Origin of the sequence: Streptomyces sp. NPDC019224, from assembly GCF_040632605.1 — a bacterium.
GTDB lineage: Bacteria > Actinomycetota > Actinomycetes > Streptomycetales > Streptomycetaceae > Streptomyces.
The window spans coordinates 17754-33907 of sequence record NZ_JBEYCF010000023.1 but is presented as its reverse complement, the minus strand read 5'-3'; the positions used below and the strand labels follow the sequence as shown (position 1 = coordinate 33907).

Sequence of the window (16154 nt, the reverse complement as noted above, 5' to 3'; positions counted from 1 at the left end):
GAGCGTTCGCGGACGAGACCCGGGCGCGGACCGACCGGCCGGGACCACCCCGCGCGCGGACGAGACCCGGGCGCGGACCGACCGGCCGGGACCACCCCGCCCCCGGCGATCCGCCAAGCCGCCCCTACTCCGAAACCGCCGCCCGGAACCCCGTGTTCACCGCCGTGAGCCCCCCGTCCACGCACAGCGACGTGCCCGTGATCCACTCCGCGTCCGACGACGCGAGGAACGCGACGGCCTTCGCGATGTCCTCGGGTTCGCCGACCCGGCCGAGCGGGTAGAGCGGGGTGATCCGGGCCAGTTCGGCCTCGCGGCCCGCCCAGGCGTCGGTGCGGATCGTGCCGGGGACGACGAGGTTGGCGCGGACGCCTCGTGGGGCCGCGTGGCCGGCGAGGGTGCGGGTGAGGCTCGCCAGGCCCGCCTTCGCGGCGCTGTAGGCGTGGTTGCCGAAGTCCTGCGTGCCGTTGACGGAGCCGATGGAGACGATCGCGCCCCGCCCGGACGCGGCGAGGTGCGGCATCGCGGCGCGCGAGCAGCGGTAGGCGCCGCCCAGGGTGATGTCGAGGTCGCGGTGCCAGGTCTCGTCCGGCTCGTCCTCGAAGAGCGTGCTGTCGACGTTGCAGGAGTACGCGTTGTTGACGAGGACGTCGAGGCGGCCGAAGGCCTCCACGGCGTACGCCACCGCCGCCTCGATCGCCGCCCGGTCCGCCACGTCGCAGGCCAGCGCCTCGGCCACGAAGCCGTCCGCCCGGATCTCCGCCGCGACCGCCTCCGCCCGGCCGCCGTCCAGGTCGGTGACGAGGACGCGGGCGCCCTCCGCGGCCATCAGGCGGGCGGTGGCGGCGCCGATGCCCCGGCCCGCGCCGGTGATGAGGACGCCGTATCCGTCGAAGCGCGCAGGAGTCATGGCGCCGACCGTACCGCGAGGACCAGGGCCGGTGGGCCGGCGGTAACACCCCCGAAGCGCGCAGGAGTCATAGCGCCGACCGTACCGCGCGCACCAGGGCCTGGGCCCGGGGATCGGCGGTGACTCCCTTCTGGAGGCCGTTGGTGACGTAGCCGAAGGCGATCCCGGACTCGGGGTCCGCGAAGCCCAGTGAGCCGCCCCGCCCCGGGTGCCCGAAGGAGCCGGGCGCGAGCAGCGGGCTCGCGGGGCCGTGGAGCATGTAGCCGAGGCCGAAACGGGTGTTGACGACGAGGACCTGGTCCGGGCCCGCCGACTCCTCGGTGCGGGCGAGGGTGAGGGTGGCCGGGGCGAACAGCCGGTGGCCGTCGACCGGGCCGATCATCGCGGCGTAGCAGCGGGCGAGGCCGCGCGCGGTGGCGGTGCCGTTGGACGCGGGGAGTTCGGCGGCGCGGTAGCCGGGATCGTTCTCGTCGGGCAGCGGGTCGATCGCGCCGAACGCCCGTCGGGTCAGCGACTCCGGGTCGCGGTAGGCCTCGACGACCGACCGCTTGGGGCGGATCCGCAGCGCGCCGGTGTTCTCGGTGGCCGGCGCCTCGACGGGGCCGACCCGGCCGATCCGGCGGGCCTCGTCGTCGGGGAGGCCGAACCAGAAGTCGAGGCCGAGCGGGCGGGCGATCTCCTCGGCGACCCAGCGGCCGACGGTGCGCCCGGTGACGCGCCGGACGAGTTCGCCGATGAGCCAGCTGTAGGTCTGCGCGTGGTAGCCGTGCGCGGTGCCGGGTTCCCAGGCCGGGGACTGGGCGGCGACGGCGCGCGCCCCGCTCACCCCGTCCGCGGCCTCCTCGGGGGTCAGCGGCCGGTCCAGGGCCGGGACGCCGGCCCGGTGGGCGAGGAGGTGGCGGACGAGGACGCGTTCCTTGCCGTTCTCCTTGAACTCCGGCCAGTACGTGGAGACCGGGGCGTGCAGGTCGATCTGGCCGCGCTGGTGGAGCAGCAGCGGGACGGCGGCGGCGATGCCCTTGCCGACGGAGCGGACGATCTGGACGGTGTCGACGGCCCAGGGTTCGCTGCCGTCGACGTCTCTGGTGCCGGCCCACAGGTCGACGACCTTGCGCCCGTGCCGGTAGACGGCGACCGCCGCTCCCCGCTCCCCGCGCTGTTCGAAGTTACGGACGAAGGCGTCCCGGACCGCTTCGAATCCGGGCGCCGCCGTGCCCCGTACATCCACGTCTGCTGCCGCACTCCCGCTCATCCCCCCATGGTGCATTGCGCCGCAGGTGGGAGGGTGGGCGGGTCACCTCGAATTCACCGTGACGGAACGCGGATCGAAGCCGAAGGGGAGTTCCAGGCGGTGGGCGCGCATCAGGGGCTCGTCGCACAGGAGGTCCTGGGTGCGGTCGTCGGCGGCGATGACCCCGTCGCTGAGGATCACCGCGCGGCCGCACAGTTCGAGTGCGTACGGCAGGTCGTGCGTGACCATCAGGACGGTGACGTCCAGCGAGCGCAGGATGTCGGCGAGTTCGCGCCGGGAGGCCGGGTCCAGGTTGGAGGAGGGTTCGTCCAGGACGAGGATCTCCGGCCGCATGGCGAGGACGGTGGCGACGGCGACGCGGCGGCGCTGGCCGAAGGAGAGGTGGTGCGGCGGCCGGGCGGCGTACTCCTCCATGCCGACCTGTTTCAGCGCCTCCATGACCCGCTCCTCCAGCTCGGCGCCGCGCAGTCCGCCGGCGGCGGGCCCGAAGGCGACGTCCTCGCGGACGGTGGGCATGAAGAGCTGGTCGTCGGGGTCCTGGAAGACGATGCCGACGCGGCGGCGGATCTCGGCCATGTTGCGCTTGTCCACCGGCAGTCCGGCGACGCGCACCGAGCCGGCGCCCGCCTCCAGGATGCCGTTGAGGTGGAGGACCAGGGTGGTCTTTCCGGCGCCGTTCGGGCCGAGCAGCGCGACGCGTTCGCCGCGTCCGACGGTCAGGTCGACGCCGAAGAGCGCCTGGTGGCCGTCGGGGTACGCGTACGCGAGGCCGCTGACCTCCAGGGAGGGCGGTACGGGGTCGGGGTCGGGGCTCATAGGGTCCATCCCACCAGACACACGGCGAGGGCGAGCAGCGGGAGGGCGGCGGCGTACGCCCACTGGGTGCGGGAGGCGGTCACCTCGTCGATGACGGGCATGGTGCCCGTGTAGCCCCGGCTGACCATCGCGAGGTGGACGCGTTCGCCGCGCTCGTAGGAGCGGATGAACAGGGCCCCGGCCGACTTGGCGAGGACACCCCAGTGCCGTATCCCGCTCGCCTCGAAGCCGCGGGAGCGGCGGGCGACGGACATGCGGCGCATCTCGTCGGTGATGACGTCGCCGTACCGGATCATGAAGGAGGCGATCTGGACGAGCAGCGGCGGCAGCTTCAGGCGCTGGAGGCCGAGCAGCAGGGAGCGCAGTTCGGTGGTGGAGGCGAGGAGCACGGAGGCGGCGACGCCGAGGGTGCCCTTGGCCAGGACGTTCCAGGCGCCCCAGAGGCCGGGGACGCTGACGGAGAGGCCCAGGACGTGGGTCTGTCCGCCGGGCACGACGAACGGCATGAGCAGGGCGAACGCGACGAACGGCACCTCGATCAGCAGCCGCTTGAGCAGGAAGCCGGCCGGGACGCGGGCGATTGCGGTGACGCCCGCGATGAGCAGGGCGTAGAGCCCGAAGGCCCACACGGCCTCGCGCGGCGTGGAGACGACGACCACGACGAAGCAGAGGACGGCGGCGAGCTTGCAGTGCGGCGGCAGGTCGTGGACCGGTGAGTGCCCGTGCCGGTAGAGCTTGTGGGCGTGGCCCGCACCCATGTCAGACCTTCTCCTCGGTGCGGGTGGCGGTCTCGGCGTCGCCCTGCGTACGGCGGCGGCGGGAGACCACGTAGAAGGCGCCGCTGCCGGCGAGGAGGGTGGCGCCGACGCCGATCACACCGGCGAGGCCGCCGGAGAGCCGGGCGTCGGAGACGTCCTTGACGCCGTAGTCGGCGAGCGGGGAGTCCGCGGTCGCGTGCTCCTCGGTCTTCTCGTCGATGCCCTGGTCGGCGGCGACCTTCTCCAGGCCGTCCGGGTCGGCGGAGGCGTAGAAGGAGACGAATCCGGCCAGCACGAGGGCGGTGACCAGGCCGGTGATCCAGAGGCCGCGGGTCGGGCGGTGGGCGGCGGGGGCGGGCCTGCGGGCGGGGGCGGGGGCGTCGACCAGTTCGCCGTCGACGCGGAGCTTGAGGGGGGCGGCGAGGCCCTTGGCGCCGTGGACCAGGTCGGGGCGGACGGCGACGACGGCGCCGACGGTGAGCGCGGTGATCAGGGCCTCGCCGATGCCGATGAGGACGTGGACGCCGGTCATGGCGGTGAAGACCTTGCCGATCGGGATGTCCGTGGTCCCGCCGATCCAGTACATCAGCGTGAAGGCGCAGGCGGCGGCGGGTACGGAGACCAGCGCGGCGACGAACGAGGCGGCGGTCACGGAGCGGCGGGTGCGCGGCAGCACGCCGAGCAGGCCGCGGAAGAGGGCGTACGCGACGACGGTGGTGACGACGCCCATGTCGAGGATGTTGACGCCGAGCGCGGTGAGGCCGCCGTCGGCGAAGAGGATGCCCTGCATCAGCAGGACGACGGATATGCAGAGCACGCCCGTATACGGCCCGACGAGTATCGCCGCCAGCGCCCCGCCGAGCAGGTGGCCGCTGGTGCCGGCCGCGACGGGGAAGTTCAGCATCTGCACGGCGAAGATGAAGGCGGCGACGAGCCCGGCCAGCGGCGCGGTCCGCTCTCCCCCGTTCTCGGCTCCGCTCGAACGGGAGGTGACCCCCAGTTCCCGCCTGGCCCCCTTCAGGCTGACGGCCACGGCACCGGCGGCGACGACGCCCGCGACGGCGGAGACGGGTGCGTTGATGAATCCGTCGGGTACATGCATGGGGGAGGCTCCGCTTCCTGCGTTCTCGGGTGCTGCGCCGGGTGCGCGGGTCGTGAACCTCTCAATGATAGGACCTTGTTGCGAAGTGTTCGCAAGAGCGCCTCCCCCTCAACTGCGAGGTCCCTCCCATAGTGCTCTTTACGTAAAATATGGGACATTGGATGACAAAGACATACACATAGGAGGAGAGTCGGCCGATGCCCCCCGTGATCCATGACCATGCCCGAGCCCGGCTCGTCACCGACGCCCGCGACCTGCCCGTCGTCCCGGTGGAACTGCGGTTCGACAGCGCGGAGACCCCCGCCACCGTCCGCGTCGCCTACCCCGGGGGCACGGAGTGGGCCGTCGAGCGCGAGCTGCTGGAACGGGGGCTTCGCTACCCGGTCGAGCAGGACGGCTGGCGAATATGGCCGTGCGGCCGGGTCCAGGTGGTCGTGGAGCGGCACGACGCGGGCGGTGTGGACGTGGTGCAGTTCGACTGCGCCCCGCTGGTCCGCTTCCTGCGGCGTACGCATCACGAGGCCGAGGCGCCCCGCCCCGCCGCCGCCCGCACCTGAGCAGGCATGCCGAGAGCCCCCGTGCACCCGTGCACGGGGGCTCTCGTCGCCCCGGCCCCCCGTCCCCACAGGTAACCCGGGCTCCCGGGGCCGCGCTCCGCTCGGACGCGGCTCCGGAGTTCGGCGGCCCCGGGATTCAGCGGCTCCCCGGGGCCGCGGGACTCACACGCGGATCAGCTCGCGCTCCCCGCCGGACTCCGGCCCCGCGTCGCCGGACGACGGCTCGTCCAGCTCCTTGCGCAGGCCCTCGCCCTCGACGTCCACGTTGGGCAGCACGCGGTCCAGCCAGCGCGGCAGCCACCAGGCGCGCTCGCCGAGCAGGGCGAGGACGGCGGGCACGATGGCCATGCGGACGACGAACGCGTCGAAGAAGACGGCGATCGCGAGCGAGAAGCCGATCATCTTGATCATCTGCTCGCTGGAGCCGATGAACCCGGAGAACACCGCGATCATGATCACGGCCGCCGCCGAGACGACCCGCGCCCCGTGCTTGAAGCCGGTGACGACGGCCTGGCCGGGCTTCTCGCCGTGGACGTACGCCTCACGCATCCGTGTGACGAGGAAAACCTCGTAGTCCATCGCGAGGCCGAAGACCACGCCCACCATGAAGATCGGCATCATCGACATGATCGGACCGGTCTGCTCCACCCCGAAGAGCGAGCCGAGCCAGCCCCACTGGAAGACCGCGACGACCGCGCCCAGGGCCGCGACGACCGAGAGCAGGAAGCCGAGCGCCGCCTTCAGGGGCACCAGGACCGACCGGAAGACCACCATCAGCAGCAGGAAGGCGAGGCCGACCACGAGCGCCAGGTAGGGCAGCAGGGCGTCGTTCATCTTCTGCGAGAAGTCGATGTTCATCGCGGTGGCGCCGGTGACCAGCACCTCGGCGCCGGTGTCGGACGTGATGTCCTCGCCCGCGTCGCGGATCGCGTGGACCACGTTCTCCGTCTCGACGGAGCTGGGGCGGTCCTTCGGGACGACGGTGATCATCGCCGCGTCGCCGGCCTTGTTGAAGGTGGCGGGGGTGACGGCCACGACGCCCTTGATCCCGGAGATCTCGTCGCCGACCCGCTTGGCCGCGGCCTTGCCGTCGGAGCTGTCCTCGGTGTCGACGACGACCAGCAGCGGCCCGTTGAAGCCGGGGCCGAAGCCCTCCGAGAGCAGGTCGTAGGCGCGGCGCTGGGTGGTGCTGGTGGGCTGGGAGCCGTCGTCCGGCAGGCCCATCTCCAGCGAGGCGGCCGGTACGGCGATCGCGCCGAGGCCCAGGACGCCGACGAGCAGCACCCAGACCGGCTTGCGCAGCACGAACCGGGCCCAGCGGGTGCCCATGTTGGGCTTCGCCTCGGGCCGGTTCTCCGCCTCGGCGGCCTTGCGCGCCCGGCGCCCCAGGACGCGCTTGCCCGCGAAGCCCAGCAGGGCCGGGACGAGGGTGAGCGCGATGAGGACCGCGATGGCGACCGTGCCGGCCGCGGCGAAGCCCATCTTGGACAGCATCGGGATGTTGACGACGGCCAGGCCGACGAGGGCGATGACCACGGTGAGCCCGGCGAAGACGACCGCGGACCCGGCCGTGCCGACCGCCCGGCCCGCCGCCTCCTCGCGCTCCCGGCCCTCGGCCAGTTCGGCGCGGTAGCGGGAGACGATGAACAGCGCGTAGTCGATGCCGACGGCGAGGCCGATCATCATCGCGAGCGTGGAGGTGGTGTTGCCCAGGTCGAGCACGTTGGCCAGGGCGGTGATCGTGGAGACACCGATGCCGACGCCGATCAGGGCGGTGAGCAGCGGCAGCCCGGCCGCGATGAGCGAGCCGAAGGTGATGACCAGGACGACGGCCGCGATGGCGACGCCGATGATCTCGGTGGCGCCGGTCTCCGGCATCACCTGGAGGGCGTCACCGCCGATCTCGACGGTCATCCCGCTCTTCTGCGCGTGGGTGCCCGCCTCCTCCAGCGCGTCGCGGGTCGCGTCGGTCAGCTCCATCGAGTTGACCTTGTACGTCACCGAGATGTACGCGGTCGAGCCGTTCTCGGAGACGGCCTTGCCGGCGTACGGGTCGACGACGGAGGCGATCTGGTCGGAGCCGTCCTTCAGCTCGCCGACGATCTTGTCGACCTCGGCCTTGTTGGCCGGGTCCGTCACCTTCTCGTGCTCGGGGGCCTTGAAGACGATGCGCGCGGTGGCGCCGTCGGCGCTGGCGGCCGGGAAGCGCTGTTCCAGCAGGTCGAAGGCCTTCTGGGCCTCCGTGCCGGGGATGGAGAAGGAACTGGAGGTCGCGGTGGCTGCGGAGGACGCGCCGAACCCGGCGAGCGCCAGCAGTGCCACCCAGATCAGGGCGACATAGCGGCGGCGCCGGAAGGCGAGCCGTCCGAGCTTGTAGAGGAATGTGGCCACGGGGGCGTACTCCCGGTCAGGTCGTTGAGTGGAAAAGGGCGTGAGGAACCAGCCCGACGACGAGAGCGGCGTGTCAGGTGGGGCTTGGGGAGTGGTCGTACGGGAAGGGCACGGGGACGGGCCGGACCGTCAGACTCCGAGAGCGGGGAGGATCACGGAGTCGACGTAGTCGAGAAGGAATGCCTGGTCGACGGGGCGGTCCTCGACCAGCTGCCGAGTGGCGAAGGCGCCGATCAGCATGTGCGGTACGTATCTGAGCGCCGGACTGTCCGGGCTCACCTCCCCCCGGTCCACGGCTCGTCGCAGCAGCGCGTCGAAACCGGTCATCTCCGGTTCGACGAGCAGTTCGCGCAGGGCCTGGAGGAGGTCGGGGTTGGTGTGGACGGCATGGCTCAGACCCCGCATCAGCGCGGCGTCCTTCTCCATCTGACAGTCGTCACTACGGCTGAGCACGGCGTGGAAGTCACCGCGCAGGGAGCCGGTGTCGACGTCGCCGAGGGTGCCGGGTTTGTTGTGCCGGAGGGCCGTGACGACGAGCGCCGGCTTGCTCCCCCACTGGCGGTAGAGGGTGGCCTTGCTGGAATGCGTACGCGCGGCGACGGCGTCCATCGTGAGGGCGTCGTAGCCGACCTCGCGGAGCAGGTCGAGCACGGCGGCGTACAGCTCGCTCTCACGCTCGGGCGTGAGCCGTGTGCGTGCCATGGTTCGACCTCCTGTTCCCCTCGGGGCCGTTCCGTGCGACGAGTTCACCGAATCATCGAACGAAACAGTTTCGTACACCAGCACGTTATCCCGGCCACCCAGCGAAACGAAACGGTTTCGCTTGTGTCGCGCACCACAAAGGTGGTCCCTCTGAGTTGCCGGGCCCCCTCCACGCGGAAAGCATTGGGGGGTGAGTGACGACGTCTCGTATCTCCGGTTCCCGCACCTCCACGAGGATCTGCTCTGCTTCGCGGCGGAGGACGATCTCTGGGTCGCCCCCCTCGCCGCCGCCGGCGAGCAGCCCGGACGGGCCTGGCGGGTGACCGTCGACCGCACCAGAGTCGGCCATCCGCGGTTCTCGCCCGACGGGACCCGGATCGCGTACACGTCCTGGCGGAGCCTCGACCCCGAGATCCACCTCGTCCCGGTCGCCGGCGGACCGTCCCGCAGGCTCACCTACTGGGGCTCCACCGACACCCGGGTCTGCGGCTGGTCGCCCGACCCCGGCGAGTCCTCGCAGATCCTCGCCGTCTCCTCGCACAACCAGCCGTTCTCCTACTTCTCCTGGGCCTACAGCGTCCCCACCGACGGCGGCCCCGGCGGCAAGCTGCCCTGGGGCCCGGTCTCCGACATCGCGGTCGCCGACATCGACGGCGAGCGCCGCACCCTGCTGCTCACCGGCACCCCGCCGCACGAACCGGCCGCCTGGAAGCGCTACCGGGGCGGGGCCACGGGCCGGCTGTGGCTGCACGGCGAGCGGCTGCTCCCGGACATCGGCGGGCACCTCGACACCCCGATGTTCGTCGGCGGCCGGATCGCGTTCCTCTCCGACCACGAGGGCGTCGCCAACCTCTACTCCTGCCGGCCCGACGGCACGGACCTGCGGCGGCACACCGACCACGACGCGTTCTACGCCCGGCACGCGGCGAGCGACGGGCGCCGGGTGGTCTACCAGTGCGCGGGCGAGCTGTGGCTCGTGGACGACCTGGAGACGCCCGACGCCGTGCCCCGCAGACTGGAGGTCCGGCTCGGCGGCCCGCGCGCCGGACGGCGCACGTACCAGGTGCCGGCGTCGAGCAACGTGGACGCGCTGTCCGTGGACGAGACCGGCCGGGCCAGCGCCGTGTCGGTACGCGGCAGCCTGTACTGGCTCACGCACCGCGACGGGCCCGCCCGCACCATCTCCGACACCCCGGGCGTACGGGTGCGGCTGCCGGAGATGCTGGGCAGCGGGGGCCAGGTCGCGTACGTCACCGACGCGGAGGGCGAGGACGCGATCGAGATCGCCCAGCTGCCGCGCGCCAGCGGCGACCGCCCGACCCGCCGGCTGGCCTCGGGCCTGATCGGCCGGGTCCAGGAGCTGGTCGCCGACCCGGACGGCGAACGCCTCGCCATCGCCTCGCACGACGGCCGCCTGCTGCTCCTGGACACCGACGAGGAGACGTCCACCGGTGAGCCGGCCGAGCTGATCCGGTCCGTCAACGGACCCGTCCGCGACCTCGCGTTCTCCCCCGACGGCGCCTGGCTGACCTGGTCGCACCCGGGCATCGGCCGCTCGCTGCGCAAGATCAAGCTGGCCCGGATCTCGGGCCCGGGCGAGCCGGCGATCGTGGACGTCACCAACGGCCGCTTCGAGGACGAGAACCCCGTCTTCACGGGCGACGGCCGCTATCTGGCGTTCCTGTCCTGGCGCGGCTTCGACCCGGTGTACGACGTCCACACCGGCGACCTGTCCTTCCCGCTCGGCTGCCGCCCCTACCTGGTCCCGCTCTCCTCGGCGACCCCGTCCCCCTTCGCCCTGCTGCCCGACGGCCGGCCCGCGGCGGGCGGCCTGGACCCGGTCGACCCGGCCGAGGCGGGAATGACGGAGGGGTCGACGGTCACCGTCGAGTTCGAGGGCCTGGAGAGCCGGGTCACGCCGTTCCCGGTCTCCGCGTCCAAGTACTCCGCGCTGACGCCCGTGAGCGGCGGTGGGCTGGTGTGGCTGCGCTGGCCGATCTCCGGGGCGCTCGGCGAGACGTTCGCCAACCCGGCGGACATGTCGGGCCGCCCGACCCTGGAGCACTTCAGCATCGCCAAGGCGAAGAAGACCGAACTCGTCGGCCATCTCGACTGGTTCGCGGTCAGCGGCGACGCCTCCCGCCTCGTCGTGATGGACGACGGCGAGCTGCGCGCGGTCCCCGCGACGGAGATCGGCGACAACGACTCCACGGTCTACCTGGACCTGCGCCGCATCCTGCACGAGGTGGACCCGCCGGCGGAGTGGCGGGGCGCGTACGAGGAGGCGGGCCGGATCATCCGCTCCTACTTCTGGGAGCCGGACATGTGCGGCATCGACTGGCCGGCGGTCCTGGACCAGTACCGGCCCCTGGTCGAACGCGTCGCCACCCCGGACGAGTTCGCCGACCTGCTGCGCGAGGTGCTGGGCGAGCTGGGCACCTCCCATGCGTACGTGTCGCCCGCGCGCCGCAACGAGGGCCCGCCGCACTACCAGCGCGCGATCGGCCTGCTGGGCGCCAACTTCGCGTGCCGGGACGGGGAATGGACCCTGCTGCGCGTCCTACCCGGCGACTCGTCGGACTCCAAGGCGCGTTCCCCGCTGGCCGGTACGGGCATCCGCGAGGGAGCGGTCCTGACCCATGTCGACGGCCGCGCGGTCGACCCGGTCGCCGGGCCCTACCCGCTGCTCGCGGCGGCGGGCGGCACCACGGTCGAGCTGACCTTCCGCCCGGCGAAGGGCGACGGCCGCCCGCGCCGCGTCGCGATCGTCCCCCTCATCGACGAACGCCCCCTGCGCTACCAGGACTGGGTCGCCAAGCGCCGCCAGGTGGTCCGGGAACTGAGCGGCGGCCGGTGCGGCTACCTCCACATCCCCGACATGGGCGGCTCCGGCTGGGCCCAGTTCAACCGCGACCTGCGCATGGAGGTCTCGCGCCCCGCGCTGATCGTGGACGTACGCGGCAACGCCGGCGGCCACATCAGCGAGCTGGTGGTGGAGAAGCTCACCCGCACGATCCTGGGCTGGGACCTGACCCGCAACGCCCAGCCCGTCTCCTACGCCTCCAATGCCCCCCGGGGCCCGGTCGTCGCCCTGGCCGACGAGGCGACCTCCTCCGACGGCGACATGATCACCGCCGCGTTCCGCCTGCTGAAGCTGGGCCCCGTCGTCGGCCAGCGCACCTGGGGCGGCGTCGTCGGCATGACCGGCCGCCACCGCCTGGGCGACGGCACGGTGATCACCGTCCCGATGAACGCGGCCTGGTTCGACACGTACGGCTGGTCCGTCGAGAACCACGGCGTCGAACCGGACCTGGAGGCGCTGCGCACCCCCCTGGACTGGGCGGAGGGCCGCCACGCGGTGCTGGACGACGCGGTCCGCACGGCCCTGGACCTCCTCGCCGCGCATCCTCCGGCGACCCCGCCGACGTACGACACGGCCCCGGACCGGAGGAGGCCGCCGCTGCCGCCCAGGTAGGCGGCGGGATCACTCCTCCTCGTCGTCCTCCTCCAGCTGCTCGTCCAGCGCCTCCAGCTCCTTCTCCGGCCGGATCATCCGGGCTTGGAGGTCCAGGTCGTCCCGGTCGTAGAGGGGAAGCACGTCCTCCTTCCAGCGGTCGGCGGCGAGCTCGAGGAGGTCCACGGCCTCGTCGAGGCGGCCCAGGTGGCGCAGGGCGACTCCGTAGTAACCGGCCGTCTCCGTACGGAACCTGTCGTTCTCGTCGCCCTCCTCCCAGGCCCTGCGGAGGTACGGTTCGGCCTCGGCGTACGCCCCGCGCTGGACCATCAGCTTGCCCGCGATCATCGAGTCGAGGCGGGACCCGAGCCCGGCCGCCCGGACGTACCAGCGCTCGGACTCCTGGTAGTCGTAATGCTGGTCGGAGAGCCAGCCCATGTGGTGGCAGGAGTGGCGGTCGCCGGCCTCGGCGGCCAGGCGGTGCCACCTGTCGCGGTCGGTGAAGCGGCGCAGCTTCGCGCACAACTGCGCCACGTCGTACGCCGCGTCCGGGTCCCCGGCGCGGGCGGCGGGCTCCATCCAGGGGATCAGGTAGCGGGCGTTCTTGCCGCCCCAGTCGTTGAGCATCGCGGCGTACTCGTAACCGGCCCGTACGTCCCCGGCCTCGGCCCGCTCGCGCAGTACGGGCAGCTGCCGGTAGTCGGGCTCGTCGGCGGCGCGGGGCCCGCCCTCGCGGAGCACGGCGATGCGGGCGAGCTGCTGCACGGCGTCCGCGTCGTCGTCGCCGAACTCCCGGAACCAGCGCTCGGCCTCGTCGTACCGGCCGAGCCGCAGGCACAGCATCCCGAGGTTCCACTTGGGCGCTTCCTCGCCCGCCTCGACGGCGAGCAGGTGGGCGCGCTCGGCCTCCGCCATCTCACCGCGCTGCTCGCACTTGTTGCCGAGCAGCGCGGCGGCCTGCGGGACCCCCGCCTCGCGCGCCCGGAGCAGCAGCTCGACGGCCTCGGGCCAGCCGTCCTCGCCGGTCTCGGTGAGGAACATGGCGTAGTACATCCCCGCCTCGGGGCTGAGCACCGAGCCCCGGCGGTAGAGCTCATCGGCGCGGGGGGCGAGCCCCGGGTAGTCCGCGAAGTGCTTGTCCAGCTCGAAGAGGCCGCGCACCGCCTTCGTGGCGGCCTCGCCGTCCTCGTCGGCCTCGGCGATGTCCAGGTCCGCGGCGACCCGGTCGAAGACCTCCTCGAACGAGTCGAAGAGCTGGGACCACCGGAAGACCGCGATGTCGCCGAGCTCGGTCTTGTCCATGAGGAACGCGGACGCCTCCGCGCACCGCCCCTCGGCGGCCATGAGCTTGCCCAGCTCGATCTTGCAGTCGAGGTGCCGCCCGTTCTCCCACCCCTGCCGGAACCACTCGGCGGCTTCCCCGGTGTTCCCGTCCTCCCGCAACAGCACCCCGAGCCCGTACGCGCACCCGCCGTGGAACTCGGCCCACGCCCGGTAGAGCGCGTCCGCCGCCTGCCGGTCGCCGCGGATCTTCCGGTACCGGGCCAGGGTGTAGTGCGACCAGATGTCCTCGGCCTCGACGGCCCGCTCCCAGTAGGGGATGCCCTCGTCGATGTGTCTCCCGAACACGAAGAAGTCCGTGTGCCGGTGGGCGGCCTTGGCATCCTTGGCCAGAGCGGCGGCGACCAGCGCCTCGCCCCGGGTCTGTATGTCCTGGGTCATGGACGCATGGTGCCAGGTGGGGCCATGTGCGTTCAGCCTGGGGCCTGTTGCTTCACATGTCCCGCTCGCCGTTCACGACGGCGACCCTCCACGTGGCCGCTCCGCCGCGCACCCGCATACGGAGGGACTGCGCCTCCACCTCGCTGTAAACCCGGCCCACGGTGACCACCCCGTTGCAGGCCACCCGGTTCGGCTCCTCCTCGGGCCGGTCCTCGTCGACGATGGTCACGCTCCCCTTGCCCGTGCAGCGGGCGTAGATGGTGTACGTGCCCTGTTCCGGCGTGAAGCGCCTCAGCGCGAGGTCCGAGTCCCCGGCGGTCTCCGGTACGAGCAGGTGGGCGTGCGCGGGCAGTTCGAGTCCGCCCGCGCCGGGAGAGGACCGGGGAACCGCGCTCGTTCGCTGTGGCGGTGCGTGGTCCGGGCCGCTGTCGCACCCCGCCGCGAGGAGAACGGCCGTGGTGACGGCGACGACTGGGAGATGCCGGGTCATGCGGACTCCTTCGGTGGGCCGAGCGGCCATCCTGCCACCGGACAGCCGTTCCCACCCCATAGCCCGCGCACGCGACCCGCCCACCCCATGTCACCACCGCGCCCGCTGTCTCGTCCCGGGGGTGAAGGCACCCGACGAGCACACGACGAACGCACGGCTCGACCACTTCACCAGCCCCGTCGCCGACAAGGCGCTCAAGTACTCCATGGCGTTCGGGCGGGAGTTGAAGGCGCTCCGCAAACGGAACGAGTGACCTCTACGCGCCTTCGGCGGCGGCCCTCGCCGCCCGTTCCACCCTCGCCCGGTGCGCCTCCCAGAACGCCGCGTCCTCCTGCGGGGCGGCGGGCGCGCCCGTCGTCCCCGTGGCGTGGTCGAGCTGTTCGCGGAGGATGTCGGCGTGGCCGGCGTGCCGGGCGGTCTCGCCGTGCATGTGGACCAGGATGTCGAACAGCGTCACCTCGGGCCGCCGCCACCAGTCGACCCGGCCCGGCGCGTCGAGGGCGAGCGCCGCGATCGTCGCGTCCGAGTGCGCCCACACCCGGCGGTACCGGCCGGTGATCTCCTCCCGCGTCTCGTCCTCGGCGGCCCACATCTCCGGGCCGCCGGGTTCGTTGTCCTGCCAGCGGGGAAGCGGCTCGGGGAACGGCCGCCCGAAGACCTCCCCGAAGTAGCGAGCGTCCCAGAACGACAGGTGCTTGACCAGGCCCAGCAGGTTGGTCCCGGTCCAGGTCAGGGGCCGCCGGATGTCGTACTCACTGAGCCCGTCGAGCTTCCGGAGAACCGCCTCGCGCACGGTCCGAAGGTTGTTGTGGAGGCGCTCTTTCGCGTAATCGTCGGTCATGCGGGACGACTCTGCCAGCCCGGGCGCGGGATGGGGACGGGTGAGCGGCATGAACGTTCGGAACTGCCGTACCCGCGTGCTGCCGTGCCGGCCCCCGGCTCCCGCGCGCCCCCGCTTACCGCCGGTCTCCCGGCTTCGCGTCAAGCAGCCTTGTCGCGCGATGTGAGGCTGATGGTGAGGTCGACGCCCAGGGCGTCGGCCAGTCGGCCCAGCAGTGGAAGGGTGGGTATCGTGCCGCCGGCTTCGAAGCGTGAGATCTGCGGCTGTTTCATCCCGCATCGCTCAGCCACCTCGGCCTGGGACAGTCCGAGTTCGATTCGCCGGTCGCGGACAAGTCGCCCCAGCTCGCGGGCGAGCGCCGTGGAGGCTTCATGCATGGTTCCTCCCGGGTCAGGCGGCCGGGGTGACGATCGTAACTGTGGGCTCGTCCCCAGGGGCAAGATGCATGTCGACCGTGAGGTCCAGGGCCCTGGCCAAGCGCATGATGACGGCGATGGGGGGCAGTTCGGTCGCAGTCTCGATGCCTTCGATCTCGTCGGTGGTGGTGTGCATGCGTTCGGCCAGCTCGGCCTCGCTCAGGCCGAGCTGCTTGCGCCGGTCATAGACGGCCTTGCCTAGAGTCATGGCAAGGCCGGCCTCCTCGTAGACGCGGTCGTACTCGGGGTCGGCGTCGAGGCGTTCGCCGCTCATCCGGCGGTGACGGCGGGTCCTCCATTCACTGTGGTTCATCGGTTCTCCCTGAAGTCGCGGCTGTAACGGTCGTGTTCGCCGACTGCCTTGTGCTCTGCTTCGCAAAGCCGTTGAGCGGCGTGGGCACGTTGTACTTCTGCTTGCTCGCGCGTCTTGGTCTTGCGGAACACAGTCAGCAGCACAACGCGCCGGCCGGGTGCCAGCCAGTAGGTGATGCGCTGGTGGACATCGCCCAGGCGGAAGCGCAGCTCACGCAGCTTGCCCCCCAGATGGCGAGAGTGCGGTTCGTCCAGCGTGGTGGGCTGTTCGGCCAGCAGGTCGGCGACTCGTTCGGCCTGTTTGTAGTGCTGCGCGGGAATGTTCTCCAGCCACAGCCGCACCTCCGGTTCGATTTCGATCGAGTACCGCCCGTCGTTCATAACACCCATGCTATGCGGGAGGAACGGCGAACGCGGATTCCTGCTTCACCCGA

General features: G+C 72.1%; 15 protein-coding genes and 1 pseudogene. 3 read left to right on the top strand and 13 right to left on the bottom strand.

The window, feature by feature from the left end:
- Positions 1–124: 124 nt before the first annotated feature.
- The 5 genes from ABZ564_RS16945 to ABZ564_RS16925 all read right to left on the bottom strand — a co-directional run bounded on the left by ABZ564_RS16945 (position 125) and on the right by ABZ564_RS16925 (position 4835).
- A complete protein-coding gene (locus ABZ564_RS16945; protein WP_360856358.1) occupies positions 125–907 on the bottom strand; it encodes an SDR family NAD(P)-dependent oxidoreductase in 783 nt (260 codons plus the stop codon).
- 67 nt (positions 908–974) lie between these two features.
- Complete coding sequence (locus ABZ564_RS16940; protein WP_360856527.1) at positions 975–2135, bottom strand: serine hydrolase domain-containing protein; 1161 nt, start codon at positions 2133–2135, stop codon at positions 975–977.
- 66 nt (positions 2136–2201) lie between these two features.
- Positions 2202–2975 carry an ABC transporter ATP-binding protein gene (locus ABZ564_RS16935; RefSeq protein WP_360856355.1) on the bottom strand — a complete coding sequence of 258 codons (774 nt, stop codon included), beginning with the start codon at positions 2973–2975 and terminating at the stop codon, positions 2202–2204.
- Positions 2972–3733 carry a cobalt ECF transporter T component CbiQ gene (gene cbiQ, locus ABZ564_RS16930; RefSeq protein WP_360856352.1) on the bottom strand — a complete coding sequence of 254 codons (762 nt, stop codon included), beginning with the start codon at positions 3731–3733 and terminating at the stop codon, positions 2972–2974. The genes ABZ564_RS16935 and cbiQ overlap by 4 nt, the downstream gene beginning before the upstream one ends.
- Position 3734: 1 nt before the next feature.
- Complete coding sequence (locus ABZ564_RS16925) at positions 3735–4835, bottom strand: energy-coupling factor ABC transporter permease (protein ID WP_360856349.1); 1101 nt, start codon at positions 4833–4835, stop codon at positions 3735–3737.
- A 197-nt stretch (positions 4836–5032) separates the two neighbouring features.
- Between ABZ564_RS16925 and ABZ564_RS16920 the strand changes: the two genes are divergently transcribed.
- Positions 5033–5392, top strand: a complete 360-nt coding sequence (locus tag ABZ564_RS16920) for an SsgA family sporulation/cell division regulator (RefSeq protein WP_360856346.1) — start codon at positions 5033–5035, stop codon at positions 5390–5392.
- Positions 5393–5554: 162 nt separating this feature from the next.
- On the opposite strand, the gene ABZ564_RS16915 is transcribed toward ABZ564_RS16920, so the two are convergent.
- Together ABZ564_RS16915 and ABZ564_RS16910 are read right to left on the bottom strand one after the other, a co-directional pair.
- Positions 5555–7783 (bottom strand): MMPL family transporter, encoded by a 2229-nt coding sequence (locus ABZ564_RS16915; RefSeq protein ID WP_360856343.1) that lies wholly within the window; start codon positions 7781–7783, stop codon positions 5555–5557.
- Between the two features lie 129 nt (positions 7784–7912).
- On the bottom strand, positions 7913–8485 hold the full coding sequence (locus ABZ564_RS16910) for a TetR/AcrR family transcriptional regulator (RefSeq protein WP_360856340.1): 573 nt from the start codon (positions 8483–8485) through the stop codon (positions 7913–7915).
- Between the two features lie 190 nt (positions 8486–8675).
- Here ABZ564_RS16910 and ABZ564_RS16905 point away from each other — a divergent pair, with 190 nt between their 5' ends.
- Positions 8676–11960, top strand: a complete 3285-nt coding sequence (locus ABZ564_RS16905) for a S41 family peptidase (RefSeq protein WP_360856337.1) — start codon at positions 8676–8678, stop codon at positions 11958–11960.
- A gap of 9 nt (positions 11961–11969) precedes the next feature.
- Here ABZ564_RS16905 and ABZ564_RS16900 read toward each other — a convergent pair whose 3' ends face one another.
- Together ABZ564_RS16900 and ABZ564_RS16895 are read right to left on the bottom strand one after the other, a co-directional pair.
- Positions 11970–13661 (bottom strand): tetratricopeptide repeat protein, encoded by a 1692-nt coding sequence (locus ABZ564_RS16900; protein WP_360856334.1) that lies wholly within the window; start codon positions 13659–13661, stop codon positions 11970–11972.
- A gap of 52 nt (positions 13662–13713) precedes the next feature.
- Positions 13714–14151, bottom strand: coding sequence for a hypothetical protein (locus tag ABZ564_RS16895; protein WP_360856331.1), 438 nt, complete (start codon positions 14149–14151; stop codon positions 13714–13716).
- A gap of 121 nt (positions 14152–14272) precedes the next feature.
- Here ABZ564_RS16895 and ABZ564_RS16890 point away from each other — a divergent pair, with 121 nt between their 5' ends.
- Complete coding sequence (locus ABZ564_RS16890) at positions 14273–14404, top strand: hypothetical protein (protein WP_360856328.1); 132 nt, start codon at positions 14273–14275, stop codon at positions 14402–14404.
- Positions 14405–14407: 3 nt separating this feature from the next.
- Here the strand turns inward: ABZ564_RS16890 and ABZ564_RS16885 are convergent, their stop codons facing one another.
- The 4 genes and pseudogenes from ABZ564_RS16885 to ABZ564_RS16870 form a co-directional block, all read right to left on the bottom strand.
- Positions 14408–14992 (bottom strand): DinB family protein, encoded by a 585-nt coding sequence (locus ABZ564_RS16885; RefSeq protein WP_360856325.1) that lies wholly within the window; start codon positions 14990–14992, stop codon positions 14408–14410.
- Between the two features lie 140 nt (positions 14993–15132).
- Positions 15133–15348, bottom strand: a pseudogene (locus tag ABZ564_RS16880) (helix-turn-helix transcriptional regulator); the annotation flags it as partial.
- Positions 15349–15382: 34 nt separating this feature from the next.
- Complete coding sequence (locus ABZ564_RS16875; RefSeq protein WP_360856322.1) at positions 15383–15721, bottom strand: helix-turn-helix transcriptional regulator; 339 nt, start codon at positions 15719–15721, stop codon at positions 15383–15385.
- Positions 15718–16101, bottom strand: coding sequence for a type II toxin-antitoxin system RelE/ParE family toxin (locus ABZ564_RS16870; protein ID WP_360856319.1), 384 nt, complete (start codon positions 16099–16101; stop codon positions 15718–15720). The genes ABZ564_RS16875 and ABZ564_RS16870 overlap by 4 nt, the downstream gene beginning before the upstream one ends.
- Between the last annotated feature and the right edge of the window lie 53 nt (positions 16102–16154).